Annotated in this window: 10 protein-coding genes and 4 pseudogenes; 1 reads left to right on the forward strand and 13 read right to left on the reverse strand. The window is 64.8% G+C overall.

Annotation, left to right across the window (positions count from 1 at the left end):
* Position 1: 1 nt before the first annotated feature.
* The 10 genes and pseudogenes from GO592_RS42415 to GO592_RS42465 form a co-directional block, all read right to left on the reverse strand.
* Entirely contained in the window at positions 2-799 is a 798-nt protein-coding gene (locus GO592_RS42415; RefSeq protein ID WP_007295834.1) for an SDR family NAD(P)-dependent oxidoreductase, read from the reverse strand.
* Positions 800-809: 10 nt separating this feature from the next.
* Positions 810-1,606 (reverse strand): annotated as a pseudogene (locus GO592_RS42420) (SDR family NAD(P)-dependent oxidoreductase).
* Positions 1,607-1,642: 36 nt separating this feature from the next.
* A pseudogene (locus GO592_RS42425) lies at positions 1,643-2,542 on the reverse strand (alpha/beta hydrolase).
* 51 nt (positions 2,543-2,593) lie between these two features.
* Entirely contained in the window at positions 2,594-2,902 is a 309-nt protein-coding gene (locus GO592_RS45565; RefSeq protein ID WP_328286579.1) for a helix-turn-helix domain-containing protein, read from the reverse strand.
* Positions 2,903-2,931: 29 nt separating this feature from the next.
* The gene (locus GO592_RS45570) at positions 2,932-3,396 is read right to left on the reverse strand and encodes an AraC family transcriptional regulator (protein ID WP_007295831.1); all 465 of its coding nucleotides are present in this window, start codon (positions 3,394-3,396) and stop codon (positions 2,932-2,934) included.
* A gap of 474 nt (positions 3,397-3,870) precedes the next feature.
* Positions 3,871-5,604: a sigma-54-dependent Fis family transcriptional regulator gene (locus GO592_RS42440; RefSeq protein ID WP_237720346.1), complete on the reverse strand. Its 1,734-nt coding sequence runs from the start codon at positions 5,602-5,604 to the stop codon at positions 3,871-3,873.
* Between the two features lie 177 nt (positions 5,605-5,781).
* A pseudogene (locus tag GO592_RS45575) lies at positions 5,782-6,710 on the reverse strand (AMP-binding enzyme); the annotation flags it as partial.
* A gap of 93 nt (positions 6,711-6,803) precedes the next feature.
* Complete coding sequence (locus tag GO592_RS42455; RefSeq protein WP_005564687.1) at positions 6,804-7,115, reverse strand: EthD family reductase; 312 nt, start codon at positions 7,113-7,115, stop codon at positions 6,804-6,806.
* Between the two features lie 116 nt (positions 7,116-7,231).
* Positions 7,232-8,293: an alpha/beta fold hydrolase gene (locus GO592_RS42460; RefSeq protein WP_007295825.1), complete on the reverse strand. Its 1,062-nt coding sequence runs from the start codon at positions 8,291-8,293 to the stop codon at positions 7,232-7,234.
* A 37-nt stretch (positions 8,294-8,330) separates the two neighbouring features.
* Entirely contained in the window at positions 8,331-9,971 is a 1,641-nt protein-coding gene (locus GO592_RS42465) for a flavin-containing monooxygenase (RefSeq protein WP_007295824.1), read from the reverse strand.
* 208 nt (positions 9,972-10,179) lie between these two features.
* Between GO592_RS42465 and GO592_RS42470 the strand changes: the two are divergent.
* Positions 10,180-10,902, forward strand: a pseudogene (locus GO592_RS42470) (IS30 family transposase); the annotation flags it as partial.
* Positions 10,903-11,359: 457 nt separating this feature from the next.
* Here GO592_RS42470 and GO592_RS42475 read toward each other — a convergent pair.
* The 3 genes from GO592_RS42475 to GO592_RS42485 are packed head-to-tail and all read right to left on the reverse strand — an operon-like array spanning position 11,360 to position 15,172.
* Entirely contained in the window at positions 11,360-11,809 is a 450-nt protein-coding gene (locus GO592_RS42475; protein ID WP_007298229.1) for a DUF6262 family protein, read from the reverse strand.
* Positions 11,799-14,009 carry a tyrosine-type recombinase/integrase gene (locus tag GO592_RS42480; RefSeq protein ID WP_237720467.1) on the reverse strand — a complete coding sequence of 737 codons (2,211 nt, stop codon included), beginning with the start codon at positions 14,007-14,009 and terminating at the stop codon, positions 11,799-11,801. The genes GO592_RS42475 and GO592_RS42480 overlap by 11 nt, the downstream gene beginning before the upstream one ends.
* A 56-nt stretch (positions 14,010-14,065) precedes the next feature.
* Positions 14,066-15,172: a site-specific integrase gene (locus tag GO592_RS42485; protein ID WP_039951692.1), complete on the reverse strand. Its 1,107-nt coding sequence runs from the start codon at positions 15,170-15,172 to the stop codon at positions 14,066-14,068.
* Positions 15,173-15,302: the final 130 nt, after the last annotated feature.

A 15,302-nucleotide genomic window follows, 5' to 3' on the forward strand; every position in this document is an offset into this window, starting at 1 on the left:
GTCAGACCGAGTAGCGGCAGAGGGTTTCGCCGCCGTCGATCTTGATCAGGTCACCGTGGATGTAGCTGGACTCGTCCGAGGCGAGGAAGACGGCCAGGTTGGCGACGTCTTCGATCTCTCCCCACCGCTTCAGCGGGATGGAATCGGTGAAGGAGGTGTCGAAGTCCGTGTCGTCGAACAACTCCCGGGTCAGTGCCGTCTTGGCGTAGGTCGGGCAGATGCCGTTGACACGGATCTGGTCCTTTCCGTACTCGATGGCCAGGCACCGGGTCAGGTTCGCCTGGGCGCCCTTGGAGATGTTGTACACCGACTGATTCGGGTGGCCCTGCAGCCCGGCGGTGGAGACGATGTTGACGATGTTGCCGCCGTCGCCCTGGGTCAGGAACTGCTTGATTGCTTCCTGGGCGCCGAAGAACGTGCCCTTGGCGTTGACGTCGAAGCCCACGTCGAGGTCAGCCTCGCTGAACTCGTGCAGCCGCTTGCCGGCGCGGAAGATCCCGGCGTTGTTGATGAAGACGTCGAGGCGGCCGAACTCGGCAACGGTCTGCTTGACGAGTGCAGCCACTTCAGTGGACTTGGTGACGTCGGCCTGGACGAAGATCGCTTCGCCGCCGGACTTTTGGATCGACTCCGCGGTGGTCGGTGCCGCGTCGTCCTCGAAGCCTCCGGTGGTCGGCTGCTCGTGGATGTCGCTGATGACCAGCTTGGCGCCTTCGGTGGCGCAGGCCTTGGCGATGCCGCGGCCGAGACCGGAACTCGATCCGGTGACAACGATGACCTTGTTCTGTAGGCGGTTCATGGTTCTCCAATCAGGGGGCGGTGTAGCCGCCGTCGATGGTCAGCAGGGATCCGGTGGCCCAGCGGGCGTCACCGGAGGCGAGGAACACGGTGGCCTGCGCGACGTCCTCGGCGGTGCCGAGTTCGGGCCACGGCGACTTCGCGTGCAGCGCCTTGTTCAGTTCCGGGTCGTCGAGGAACGGGCGCACCATGGCGGTGGCCAGAAAGCCGGGGCACACGGCGTTAACGTTGATCCGCTCGGCGGCGAAATCGACGGCCAGCTGCGGGTCAGATTGACCACCGCACCCTTGGCGGCGCAGTAGCCGGATTCGGCGGCCAGGCCGACCAGACCACCGATCGAGGCGATGTTGACCACCCATCCGCGGGAGCCGTCCACCGGATCCTGGGTGAGCATCTGAGCGATGGCGAACTTGCTGCCGAGCCAGACGCTCTTGGAGTTGATCCGCATGGTGCGGTCGTAGTCTTCTTCGGTCTCGTCGACGATGGTGTGCAGCCCGGTGAAGATGCCGGCGTTGTTGACCATCACATCGAGACGGCCGAAGCTGTTGACCGCGGTCGTGACCAGGTTGTCCATCGACGCATAATTCCCGGCGTCGGCGTCGATATACTGCGATTTGCCCTGGGCGACGATCAGTTCGTCGGTGGGGACGTTGGCGTTCTCCTCGTAGCCACCCTCGCGGGCCTCACGGCGGACGTCCGAACACACCACGGTCGCGCCCTCGGCGGCCAGCGCCAAAGCGATCGCGCGGCCGTTGCCGGAGCTGGATCCGGTGACGACGGCGATCTTGTTCTGCAGACGGTTTCCCATCACTGCACTCCTCGAATGTTGTGGGTCAGAGCCGGATCAGTGGGCCAGGTGCTGGACGAACCAGTCCCGGGCCAGGGAGCTCGACTGCTCGAATCCTTTGGTGTAGATGTCGAAGTGCCCGCCGGGCAGGATCTCGATCCGCTAGGGCTCGCGGGCCTTCTCGAAGGCGGCGATCGCCAGATCGGTCGGGGTGAGCACGTCGTTGACAGCCGGCAACAGCAGCAGCGGGGTCGGGCTGATGTAGGCGATGTAGTCGGCGGGCACGTATTCGCCGAGCATCTCGACGCTGCGCAGGGTCACCTCGTTGCGCCAGGACGGCGCAATCGTCTCGTGGCCCTCGGTGAACCACTGGTAGGAGTCCGGAGTCGGCAGCGCGGAGGGAGCGTGCGGGTCCGCGTCGACCACCGGCACCATCGCCGGCGCCTCACCGTTGAATCGGGCCAGGCGGTCGGCGTCGAACTGCTCACGGAAACCCTCGATGAAGTCCGGGCGCACCAAACGACGCAGGTTCTGGTAGCCGTCGACCAGGGCCCCCTGGCTCACCACGGCCTTGACGCGGCGGTCGAGCGCGGACACGACGAGCATGTGGCCGCCGGAATAGCTGCTGCCCCACAACCGATGTTGTTGGAGTCGACCTCGGCCAAGGTGGTGGCGAAGGTGATGGCGTGCCGGTAGTCGCGAATCTGCTGCACGGATCGATCTCCTGGCGGGGATCGATCCGTGGCTCGCACCGAAGTTGCGGTTGTCGAAGACGAGCGCGTTGAGTCCCGCCGCGGCGAACACCTCGGCGTACCGGTCCAGGTACATCTCCTTGACCGCGGAATATCCGTGTGCCATCACGATCGTCGGGCGTGCACCGACGGAATCGTCTGCGGTGTAGAACCATCCGCGGAGCGTGGTGCCTTCTGCGCTGAACTCGATATCACGGCGCGTCATCGTTGATCTCCTTCAGTGGGTGGAATCCCAGCCCAGAAGCAGTACTGCAGCTCACCGTTGGGCTGGTGGGACTCCAGTCTCAATCAGTCCGTCAGTGAGACCGTGAACACGCGGGACATCTTGTTGCATCGTTGCGCCACCTTTGGCGAGGTACGCCTCCCGGAACTCCTTTGGGGTGGTGCCGTAGGTCGACTTGAAGGTGCGGGTGAAGTGGGGGCCGTCCGAGAAACCCCATTTGGTGGCGATGGCACCGATCGGCTTGCCCGGTCCATGAGCTCGCCGCGAGCGCGTGCGAGGCGGCGGATGCGGATGGTGCCGCTGACGGTCTGGCCGGTGGCGGTTGACGGTGCGCACGGACACTCCGTGAGCGGCGGCGATCGCACCGGGATTCAGGTGCTCGTCGAGCAGATTCTGTTCGATGAACCGGTCGATGGCGTCGCGCAGAGCCGGGCCGCTGCCCGGGGAGAGGTGTCGACGGTGTCTGGACGGACGGCGCCGATCAGCAGTTCGAGAGTGGCGTTGCGGGCCGCGGCGACGGCGGACTGGCTCAACCGGGGCAGGCTGCTGGCGAGGGTGTCGAGGTAGCTGGTGAGCAGCTGGCTTGCCGGCGAGTCTCCGCGCAGCGTGAGCTCGGGATGCGCCCACGCCTTGCCGCCTACCTCATCGAGCGCGGCCCGGGGAATGATCAAACTCCGGTTGGACAATTTTTCCCACACGAATCGGGCGGCCTTGGTGCTGTCCCAGGCCACGGCATCGCCTGGTCCGACATTGACGGTGATGTCATCCTGGGTGACGGTTTCCCGGCCGGCCCGGTTGATCAGAACGACGAAGAACTCCCCGTCGGTGTCTGCCACCTGACGGCGCTGCCGAGTGCCCGAGCAGGGATCGCATTCACAATCGACGAGCGCCAGATCATCGATTCACCAGCGCCGAACGTAGGCGTCGAACGGCCGCGAGGTGTCGTCGGGAACGGTCACCGACCACGGCAGGTGGGTCGTGGACAGCATCTGCTCCCACCGCTGCACCCTCTCGCCTGCGGCTTCGTCGTCCGCCAGTTCAGGAGCCGGTATTCGTCGACTCGTGCTGTCATCGTCTTCTCCATTCCGCGGGGCGCATTGCCCACCCGGGATCATGTGATCCACGGTACTGCCCTGCCGTCGCGGTCTGCGATCTGCTGAGCGCTGCTGTCACACTCTCTGCCCGGCGGTGCGGCGAAACTAGAACCAGCGGGACAGGTTTATGAAGATTCACGACACCCTCGGTCGTGATCGTCGACTTCCGGCGTCGAGACACCGGATGTCTGGACCGATGAGCCTGCGCCGAGGAGGTCACAGGTGAATGCCGAAGGTGTCGATCTTTCGATAGAGCGACGACCGGGCGATCCCCAGTGATTTCGCGGCTGCCACGCGGTTGCCGCCGCATTCGCGGAGCGCCACCACGATGGCATCGCGTTCGGCGCTCTCCATCGCCGTCATCGTTCGCCGAGGCGCCGAACTGAGTGCGGGTGGCAGGTCGACTGCGGTGATCACCCCCGCCGGCTTGGCGCGCAGAGCGTGCTTGAGCGTGTCCACGAGTTCGGTGATGTTGCCCGGCCAGTGGTATTTCTTCAGCACCCGTAACACGTCGTCGGGGATGTCGGCGTCGCGGTGAGGTGCGAGCTGCCCCAAGCACATTCGAATGATTGCCGGTACGTCGCCGGGATGGTGTCGCAACGCGGGGACATCGATTGTCGTGGTGAAGTTGCGAGCAAGGGCGGAGTGCAGGAGCCGATCTCCGTCGGTGGACGAGGTGGCAACGATCCACCGTGCCGGATAGCTGCGCTGATCGGCGGACACCACATCGGAGACGGCCTGGTCCAGGCGTGCGTCGAGCAGGTCGATATCGCGGAGAACGACGGTGGTGGCGGCGGAATCCAGCGCGTTTCTCAGGCGTTCCTCGACGGATTCCGTGGGGTTACAGTCCACGACGGCAATCGGTGCTTGGGGGTTCTTGTACAGATGTGCCCCGCGCGCAAGGGTGAGCCTGCCGCTTCCACCTTCTCCCCGCAGGATCGTGTTGGCATCGGTGGATGCCAGGGAGATCAGCTCCCTGCTGCACCGGGTCCATTGCGGTGAGGATCCGGTCGATCCGGGCAGCGCAGGAAGGCTGCGGTGGTGCGTGGTCGAGGACCTGGGGTGCGGAGGCCGTTCGACTTCGAGGATCACTCCCGCGACCTCGGCACCGTCCTCGATGATGTTGCGCTTGACCGTGATGGTGCCGCCCGAGGGGAGGTGAAGGGCGAGCTGGGTGATCCGCGAGGGGCCGAGCAGCGAATGTGCTTCCTCGCGGAGGAACGCCTCGTCGATCGGATCGAGCAGGCGAGAACCGATGGTGTTCGACATGAAGACGCCGCAGCTCAGTGAGTACACCGCGACCTGTCGACGTCGACAGGCTGCGAGGAACTCTCCCAGCACGAGCTGTTGTTTCGCCGATCCTGTCGAACGCAGTGCCGACTCGACGTCCCGTGCAGCCCCGAGCGCGAGTTGACGCATCAGCGGGTTCGCCTCTCGGGCCAGACCGCTGATATCGATCAATCCTTCGACACGTCCGAGGATCGGATTGTGGATGGGCGCGCCGGCGCAGGTGAAATCGTGGATTGCCTCGTGAAAGTGCTCGCGGCCGTCGACGTAGACGGCCATGCCGGTCTCGAGGGCGGTGCCGACGCCATTGGTGCCGATGAGTTCCTCGGAGTAGTTGAACCCGGGCGCGAAATAGACGCTGTCGAGCTTGGCGGCAAGGACAGGATCATTGTCGCGCCGCAACATGACTTGGGCATGCTCGTCGGTCAGCGCGACGCTGAGTGACATTCCGGACAGGTCGTCGTGCAGGCGATCGAGGATCGGTGAGGCGCATTGCACCAGCCGGCGACGCAGGTCGAGGTCTTCGACGAACTGGAGACGAGGAGGGCTCGAGCCGTCCGGCACCACGCCCGCCTGACGAGATCGCTGCCACGACTGGGCGATGAAGCTGGAGACCTCGTCCGTTGCGGACAGGGATGAAGCGGGGCGACGATCGGTAGTCACTCGCCGCCGCCTAGGGTCGCTGTCCATCAAATCTCCGTCCTGGTGTCTCCGACTCACCCCACTACTGTGTCGCAGGTCACTTTCCCTGAGTGTCCCAGAATAGGACATCGGAAACCTGCGTCGACCCGCGACCGACCGTCCGGGCGGATGCCGGCACTGCGGATTCGCAGCGCCGAGCTATTCGCCGCGGAGCGTCGGTCTCAGCGCGTCGAGCACCGCAGGGTCCTCGATGGTGGAGGGGACCGGCTCGTCGTGGCCGTCGGCGATGGCCCGCATCGACTTGCGGAGGATCTTGCCCGACCGCGTTTTCGGCAGTGGCTCCACGATGGTCAGCTGCCGGAAGGCTGCCGCGGCGCCGATGTCTCGACGCATCGCGGCGATCAACTCGCCCTGCAGCGTGTCGTGATCGATGTCGATTCCATCTTTGAGCACCACGAACCCGCGCGGCAGTTGACCCTTCAACCGGTCGGCCACGCCGATCACCGCGCACTCGGCCACCGCCGGGTGCGCCGCCAGCACCGCCTCCATCAACCCAGGGGAGAGCCGGTGCCCGGCGACGTTGATCACGTCGTCGGTACGTCCCATCACGAACAGGTAGCCGTCCTCATCGAGGTATCCGCCGTCACCGGTGAGGTAGTAGCCAGGGAACCGCGTCAGGTAGGACGCGACATACCCGTTCGTCGGCGCCCCACAGGGCGGGCAAGGTGCCCGGCGGCATCGGCAGCTTCAGGCAGACCGCGCCTTCCTGACCGGGCCCCATCTCGGTGCCGTCCTCGTCCAGAATCCGCACGTCGTACCCGGGCACCGGCACCGACGGCGAACCGGCCTGATCGGCATCGGTGCCAACCCGCGCAGGCTCGCCGCGATCGGCCATCCGGTCTCGGTCTGCCACCAGGGGTCGACCACCGGTACACCCAACTTGGCCTGCTCCCACCGGTAGGTCTCCGGGTCCAGCCGCTCACCGGCCAGGAACAATGACCGAAACTTCGACAGATCGTAGTGCGCCACCTCGGCCGCCTCGGGATCCACCTTTCTGACCGCGCGCAGCGCGGTAGGGCGGTGAACAGGGCTTTCGCTCCGTATTCGGAAATGACCCGCCAGAGAGCGGACATTGCGTGTGACGGGTGGTTGGCGGAGCCACCGAACGGCGCATCCCGGACCGCGGGGCGTTCACGGTCCGGGATGTGCGCGGCCTCAGGTCAGGCGGAGGGGATGAAGTCGTCGGTGACGAACAGGGTGGCTCCGCCGGTGGCGAAGTTTCCGATGTCGGCGGCGGCGGCCTGCCCTTCGGGTGAGGCGAGTCCGTCGTCGAGTGCCTGCCGGGAGTCGAAGCTCAAGACGGCAACGAGGTGGTAGGGCGCCTGCGACTGGTCGAGGGCGCTGACCTTGCCGGCGTGCCAGGTGCGAACACCGGGGATCTTGTCGGCCAGTGGGCGATGGGTGGTGCTGTAGTACTGGTCGAAGGACGCGGGTTCGTCCGGGTGGCCGTAACAGACGATCAGATGATGCATCGATTTTCTCCGAAAGGGTTGTCAGACAGCAGGATTATTGGACTCGGGCGACCGGGTGGTTCGCGGCGGATGAGCTGGCTGTGTCGATCAAGCTCGACGCCGCGCCCGGCCCGGCTTCAGACCTCGATGTCGAGGAGGTCCCCGAGGTGCCGGTCGATCTGGGGCATGTAGGTCGGTGAAACACCGAACAGACCCAAGTGACCAAGGGTGTCCTCGACGACCCGCAGTTCGCTGTTCTTGATCAATTCCTGCTCCGGGACACAGTCCCCGACCGGGAACAGTTGATCCTCGTCGATGGGCATGACGAAGGTCTTGGCGGTGATGCGGCCGAGTGCTGCCGCCAGGTCACCGCCGGTATGGCGGGCGACGTCACCGCGCTGCCACGCCCACGACTGCGTGAGGAGCGCGTTGGGGTCCATCGCAGTGAAGTAGGGCTCGAGGAATCCGCTCAGGAACGCCTCCTTGGAGTCGAACTCCATCGCCCGCCACCCCTCATGCTTCCAGAACTCGGTGGAGAATCCGACGATGGCCCAGATGTGGGCCTGCCGGATGAGCCCGTCGACGACCTGTTCGTTGGAGGTGTATTCCCCGCCGTTCCAGCCCGGACTCGACTGGATCGCTTCGCGCATCGCCTCGGCGATGAGGAAGTCGCCCGGCGTGTTCTGTGCTGTGCCCGCAATCGGCGCGGCGCGCAGCACCTTGTCGGGGAAGCGCACCGCCCACTCGTAGGTCTGCTGGGCGCCCATCGACCCGCCGGTCACCAGGGCGAGGCGTTCGATGCCGAAGTGCTCACGCAGCAGTCGCTCCTGCGCGACCACGTTGTCGCCGATGCGGACGTGCGGGAACTTCGACATCGCAATACCGGCGTTGGCGCCGGCGGCATTATGTGGGGAGACCGACAGCCCGCTGCCGATCTGGTCGATGCAGACGATGAAGTATTTCTCCGGGTTGAGCGCGTGGTCGGGGCCGATGTAGACATCCCGCCAGATCTGGTGTGTACCCGAATACCACGTCGGGATGAGGATCGCGTTGTCCTTGGCCTCGTTCAATACGCCGAAGGTTGCCACCGCCAGCTGGCAGTCGGGGATGGAACCGCCTTCCTCCAAGTCGAGCTGTCCGATGCCGATCAGTTCGTAATCGCCATGAAATTCGTTTGTGTAGTACGGGTTCTCGATCATTGTCGTCCTCCTTTGGGCCGATGAAATGGATGTCGGATCAGCTCAGTTGAAAACCCTTGTACCCGGCGGCCGCTGCGGCGAGGGTCTTCTCCCGATAGGTGCCGACTCCGCCGATGTAGGACAACACTCGCCGAGGCTTGCCCGGGACGTTGGCGCCGTTGTACCAAGAGTCGGTTTTCGAGACCAGCGTGGCGTTCGCGGTCTCGTCGTGATGGGCGACCCACTCGTCTTCACCGGCCAGCGTCGGCTCGATGACGGTGTGGTCGTGCGCCCGCATGTACCGGATGCATTCGGCGATCCACTCGGTCTGTTGCTGCAGGCAGGTGGTCATATTGCACAGTGCCGCGGAAGGCGCCAGAGGGGCACCGGTCGTGAGCATGTTGGGGTAGCCGTGCACCATCAAGCCCATGGTCGTGCGGATGTCGCGATTCCAGTCGTCCTTCAGTGCCCGGCCGCCGCGCCCGCGGATGTCGATCCGCGTCAAAGATCCGGTGCCGGCGTCGAAGCCCGTGGCCATGACGATGACGTCGACCTCGTGCAGCGTTCCGTCGGCCAGGACCAAGCCCTGGGGCACGATCCGGGTGATCGGGTTGTCGCGGACTCCGATGGCCTCGACGTTCGGCCGGTGATAGGTCTCGAGGTAGTTCGTTTCCAACGGCACACGATGTGTTCCGAAGCCGTAGTCGGTGGGGATGAGCAGGTCGCACAGGTGGGGATCCTGGAGCCGTGCGCGCATCTTGCGCCGAACGAACTCCGAGATCTCTTCGCTGATCTCCTCGTCGTAGAACATCTCACCGAACGAGGCGAGCCACAGCTTCAACGAGCCGTTCTCGTAGATCTCCTCGAGTACATCGTTGCGCTGCTCCGGTGTCAGATCCGCCCACACGTGCTCGAAGTCGTACTCGAAGCCGCTGAACGTATTCGGCAATGTTTCTTTCAGCTCGGCGAACCGGCTCTTGTACGCCGCCACGTCCGACTCGTCGAAGGTGGGGTTCTTCATCGGGAGGGCGTACTGAGGTGTGCGGATGAAGACCTTCAGATGTTCGACCTTGTCGGCCACGGTCTGGATCACCTGGATGCCGGTGGCACCGACGCCGATGACGGCGACACGTTTGCCGTCGAGATCGGCGCCCTCTTTCGGCCAGCGGGAGGTGTGGAAGATCGGCCCGCTGAATTCTTCCTGGCCCTCGAACACGTACGACATCGGAGCCGAGAGCATTCCGCTGCAGGTGACCAGGAACCGGGTGGTGATCGTCTCGCCGCGATCGGTCCGCACGATCCACTTGTCGGCCCGCTCGTCGTAGTGCGCACTGGTGATCATGGTGGACAGTTGGATGTCGCGGCGAAGGTCGAGGGTGTCTGCGACGTAATGCATCCAGCGCTCGATCTCCGGTTGGCCGGGGAAACGCTGGCTCCAACTCCAGTTCTTGTACAGCTCTTCCGAGAACAGGTACTGGTAGATGTACGCCTCGGAATCGAAGCGCGCACCGGGATAGCGGTTCCAGTACCACGTGCCGCCGACGTCGCCGGCGGTGTCGTAGGCCCGCACTCGCAGACCCTGTTCGCGGAGCTGGTGCAGCTGGTACAGACCGGCAACCCCCGCGCCGATGATCAGCGCATCCAGTTCGAGCGATTCCGTTGCCGAAGTTTCCGTGGGCGCAGAAGCCGTAGTCGACATCTCATACCTTTCTGTGGTTCAGGTCACTGAGAAGTCATTTTTGTGACAACCGCCACCGCCAACTGTCCCAGCTTCGGACAGTTCGGTAGGCCCGTGTTCGGAAGCTACTGCCTATGCCGGTGAACGCCCCTTTCCGGGACGGTGCCCCGGTAGGCGTTCCTTGGGTTCGTGCGGTGATCGCAACACCACTGATCAAAGGGTGTTGCACATGGCGAAATATTCTCATCGGATGGTTCCGGAGATCTTTCAGACGTTCTGGGCCGGGATGGCTGCGGGTGAGTTCATCACGGGCGCGGCCGAGGCGGCCGGCTCGTATCGCAAACAGGGTGCTCGGTGGCTTGCGGCCTGTGGTGGGGTGCGTCCCCGGCGTGGCCGCAACCTCAAGGGCCGGTGTTTGACGTTCGCGGAGCGGGAAGAGATCGCCATCGGCATCGCCGCAGGTCACACGCTTCGTGAGATCGCGAAAGCCCTGAACCGGAGTCCGTCGACGATCTCACGCGAGATCGCCCGCAATCGTGAGCCGTCCGGGCGGTACCGAGCCAGATCGGCTCACGCAGCCGCCTACCATCGGGCCTCGCGGCCCAAGCCGTCCAAGCTCGCCATCAATCCGTCGCTGCGCGAGACGGTGGAGAAATCCCTGACCGAGCGCCATTCACCCGAGCAGATCGCGGGCCGCCTCCGACTCGATTTCCCCGACGATCCACAGATGCGGGTGAGCACCGAGACCATCTACCAATCGCTCTACCAACCCGCCCGCGGCGGACTCGAACACACCCTCACCCGATCGTTGCGGACCGGACGTGGGCTGCGCCGACCCAGTCGGAAGGCCGGCCAGCGCAAGAATCGGATCCCCGATATGGCCAACATCGCGGACCGCCCCAAAGACGTGAAAGACCTTGCAGTACCGGGTCATTGGGAGGGTGATCTCGTGCGCCACGAGGCGCTGTGTGACCGAGCGGAGGTGAAAGACCTGCGCCGTTGTGCTGTCGCAGCGGCATAACGAAGCTGGGGGCAGCCTGATCCGGGAGACGCCGGTGAGGGTGGCAAGCAGCCCCGACAACGACGGGACATGCCAGCACTACCGGATGGTCTGGGTCCGGCAAGCATGAGGAGAAGGTGTACGCGAGGAACCAGTGTTCTAACGCCTCTCAAGTCTCCCGCCAGCTCTAACCCGGTGGATTCGGGCTGGTCTGCGATGCGCACCAACACCCTCATTACGGTGTTGGGAACTCCAGGGTCGGTTTAGGTCGTCGGCTCCGGAGGCCACGGTGAATGCCTGCGGCGTAGCCGTGGTTATCTTGAGCGTCTCGGTTGATCATGGCTGTGACCTGCGGTGCTGCGTCGAGGATGTGTCCTCGACGCAGCAGACGAGGCCGGTTCCAGCGCGGTCAGCAGGGCCCTATCGTTATCGAAGAGTGACGGCTGCGACCCGTGGCTCGCCGCGGTTGGTCCTCGGGATTCGGTGCGTGGCGTTGGTCGCCGAGCGCGTGGGCGAGTTGGCGGCGTAGCCGTTGGTTTTCTTCGGCGAGTTCTCGGTTGCGTTGCAGCGCGGTGTTGAGCCTGGCCAGGACGGAAGACTCCGAAATTTGCTGCTTCGCAGGGATTTGCGGACCAGATGTTCGGGTTGTGAGCGGGCGGAGTCGTTCGATTTCGGCGCGGATGTCGGGCTGGTTGTAGAGCCAGGATCGCGAGACCGTGGCGGCAGCTGCAACGGATTGGAAGGTCACCGGTGCTCCGGTGCGTTCGAGTTCGCGCAGTGCCTGGATTGCTTTGGCTCGTGTGAGTTCGCGGCGTCGGCGGGCAGCCTCGATGATCGACGCGGTGTTGTCAGCTTTCATTCACGGGCTCCCCGGTGTCGCTGTCGGTTTCGAGTGTGGTGATGATCTTTTCGAGGTTGTCGGCGACCTGGCGGTTCATTTCGGCTTGCCGGTCATGACCCCGGGCCTCGGCCGCGGAGATGATCTGCAGCAGCTCCTGTCGGTGGTGTCGGTGCTGCGGCAGGAACTCCGCCGTCGTCACGAACATCGGGCAGGTGAGACACGAGTTGGCATGCGGGCAGGTTTTGACCAGCGGTAACGAGCAGTAGCCGTTCGGCAGGGCTTGGGTGGCGCGGCTGATGCGCTGCTTGGCCCAGGCGGCCTCGGCGAGCGGGCCAGCGGGGTCGAGGGTGACGGTCTGGCCGGAGGCGTTGACCTTGCGTGCCTTCTCCCAATGCTTACGAATCGTCGTATCGGCAAGTCGGGCGTAGTGGGCGGTCATGGCATGAGAGTCGTGGTCGAGGATGCGTCGTACGACCTCCTGCGGAACGTCCAGGTTGATCAGCCTGGTGCCCAGGGAATGACGATATTGATGGGGCGTGACATGGACCGGTCGGCCATGCGCATCGCAAATATCACAGCGGCGCAACCATTCTGCAAGCGCGTGCTGATAGCCGGAGTGACTGGCGCGCATGCTGCCGTCGGGGTTGGCCCGGGTTCTGGGGAACAGCACCGGCGCTCCGTCGGGCCAGCGGTCGTGGACTCGTTTCCGCTGCTCGATGATCTGGGCCTCGAGTTCGTCGTCGATGGGGACGAGGGCCTCACGTCTCATCTTGTGGTTGGTGTAGCGCAGGTAGGGGGCGTGGTCGGCATCGTGAACGATGCAGTCTGTCGGCAGCCGCAGTGTGTCGCCGAGCCGCAGCCCGCAGCGGATGAGGATCAGCGTGATCAGCCGGCGTGCCGGATCGTTCCACTGATCCAGGTTGCCGGGATCCTCCAATTGGGTCATGACCTGCTCGGCCAGTGCCCGCGGCAACAGCTGTCCTCGTTTGGGGAAGTCCTCGTTGTGGATCATCGCGTTGGCCGGCAGCGAATCGTCCCATCCGTGCCTCCTGATGGCCTGAAGGAACAGGTGCAGTTGGCTGACGCGATCCGCGTGGACTTTTCGTCCGGCCAGCTCGGTGTGCAGGTCGGCCAGGTAGCGTTCCAGCAGGGCGCGGTCGACCTGGTCGAGCCGGTCGACGGCGACCGCGGGTGAGGCGAGGAACTGGCTGAATCGGATGATCGCGAGCGCGGCTTTCGTTGCCGAGCCGGCGCCGAGGCCGCTGCTGAGCCGGAGCCGGATCCATCGTTTGGCCAGCTGCTTGAGCCACGGCTGGCTGATCTGATCGAACCGGATTCGTCCCGGTCCTTCCGCGACTCCGAGATTCCGCAGCCGCCAGACGTCGCGGGGGTATTCGACGTCCCAGCCTCGCCCGAGGTGTAGCTGTTCGACCTTGCGGTGGGCGTAGATCAGCAGCGCCCGTCCGGAGTCGCCGTTGGACCACTGCGCCCGCGTGCGGAATCGCTGTCGCCATGCCTGCAGCCAGGCGTCCTCGTCACGATCGAGCAGCGAGGCCGTCTGCGAGGCGACGAGAAAGGTGACCACGACCTGCACCACGGCGGGCGAGATCCGGATAGCGGCGTCGTCGTGGCGGCACTGCAGCGCATACTGCATCTCCAACCGCAGATGCGACGTCATCGTGTGCAGGTCGACTCGTTCGTGTCCGGGTGTCGAATCGTCCTCGTAGCCAGTGGCGTACTCGTCGATGGCCGGGCGGCCTTGGTCCTTCCAGCGGACGCCATGCCCGAGGCAGAAGGGTAGATCCGTGTGCACCCACAAGTCGCAGTACGAGATCCGGCACGTCGCTGGTTGGTCGAGCTCGACCACCGCAGGCTGTTGAGCCACCCATCGGTCCAGATCAGGACGTGCTGCGCGCTGCCAGGCGTAAAGGTGCTTCGTGCACAAGCCCCGCTCCTTGCGGCCGCGGCGGCAGCCGGACACCCGGCAGGACGCGAGCGGCTGGTGGCCTTTCATCCGCGGGTGGGTGGTTTCGATGAACTGGTCGAGATCCGGCTGTCCCTCGTTCCGCCATCGGCGGTCATGCCCGAAGCACAACCCGTGGATGCGTCCGGTGCGCTCGCAGCCGGCGACCCGGCATCGGGTTCCGCCCAGAACGGGATCGTCCGGGCCGAAGGCCAGCACCTCTGTCCGGAACCGCGGCCGGACTGCTCCGATCAATTTCTCAAGCAGCCCAACATATTTCGAATTCTCTGCTGCAGCGTCGACCATGCCGGTCACCAACGCACCTCCCGGCCGGTGAACCAGCCCGCTTTCTGCAGCTCTCGCCGGGCGTCCTCGGCCGTGAGGTGACCGTAAACGGACAAAGTTGTTGTCACCGAGGGGTGACCGAGCAGCTTGGACACGATCTCGATCGGGACACCGTCACGCAGCATCCGGGTCGCCGCCGAGTGCCGGCACCAATGCGGGTCGAACGCGATGCCCGTGCGCTGACGCAGCCGCATGACCAGGTCGTAGACGGCTGGGTAGGACAGTGCTCGTCCTCGGGGCTCGGCGAACAGGTTCACGAATACGTAGTCCGAGGTCAGCTCGCCGTATTCACCGTGGAGATAGTCACCCCACAGCCGGATCAGCTCGGCCGAGACCGGGATCGTGCGCTGCTCGCGAGATTTCGACCGGGCGCCATTCTCGTTGAGCCGTGGAACCACGCTGATCTCGCACTCGGCCGCGGCGATGTCGCAGTGCCGAAGTCCCAGCGCCTCACCGATCCTGACGCCACTGTCCCACAGCAGGGCAAGTAGGAAACGGTCGCGCAACCGATCACATGCATCCATCAGCCGCTGCATCTCCGCGACCGTCAACACGCGGGGAATCTTCTTCGGCACCTTCACCGAAATCGACCGACGCGGTTGCGGTTTGCCCTTGCTGACGTGGTGCAGAAACGGCTTCCACCCGCCCCTGCGGCCGGGGACCTGCCAGGTGGTGAGCAGCTCACCGACATCGACACCATGCCGGGCATGATGAGCATAAAACGCCGACAGCGCCGATAGCTTTCGGTTGGTCGTCGACGCCGCCACATGCGGCTGGACCGACGGCAGCACGGCGACCCTGCCGGCTCGGCCGGGCGGCGGCAAGCTCAGCCAAGCGACATACTCGCCGATGTCCTCCAGCCGCACTTCGCGCCAGTCCAGGCCGCGGTGCTGCAGGAACCCCCAGTAGTCCTTCAGATCGTGCGCATACGCCTTCACGGTGTTCGGCGACCGGTCGATATCGGTCAGATACGTCAGATACCGCTCGATCGGCCCCACCGGGACATCGTCGTCACCCAACACCGTCCAGGACGAGACTCCCGATCCGGGCATCACCACCCGCTGCACCTGCATTGATTCCTCCAACATGACCAACTTCATGGACACGCCGAAGATAACCACGTCCACCACGGGAGCCGAAGCACTCAGAAATCCCGTAGCGGACATGAGAGACACTGCTGGCCCGGCTCGAGATAACCGTGGC

Origin of the sequence: Rhodococcus sp. 21391, from assembly GCF_016772255.1 — a bacterium.
GTDB lineage: Bacteria > Actinomycetota > Actinomycetes > Mycobacteriales > Mycobacteriaceae > Rhodococcus_F > Rhodococcus_F opacus.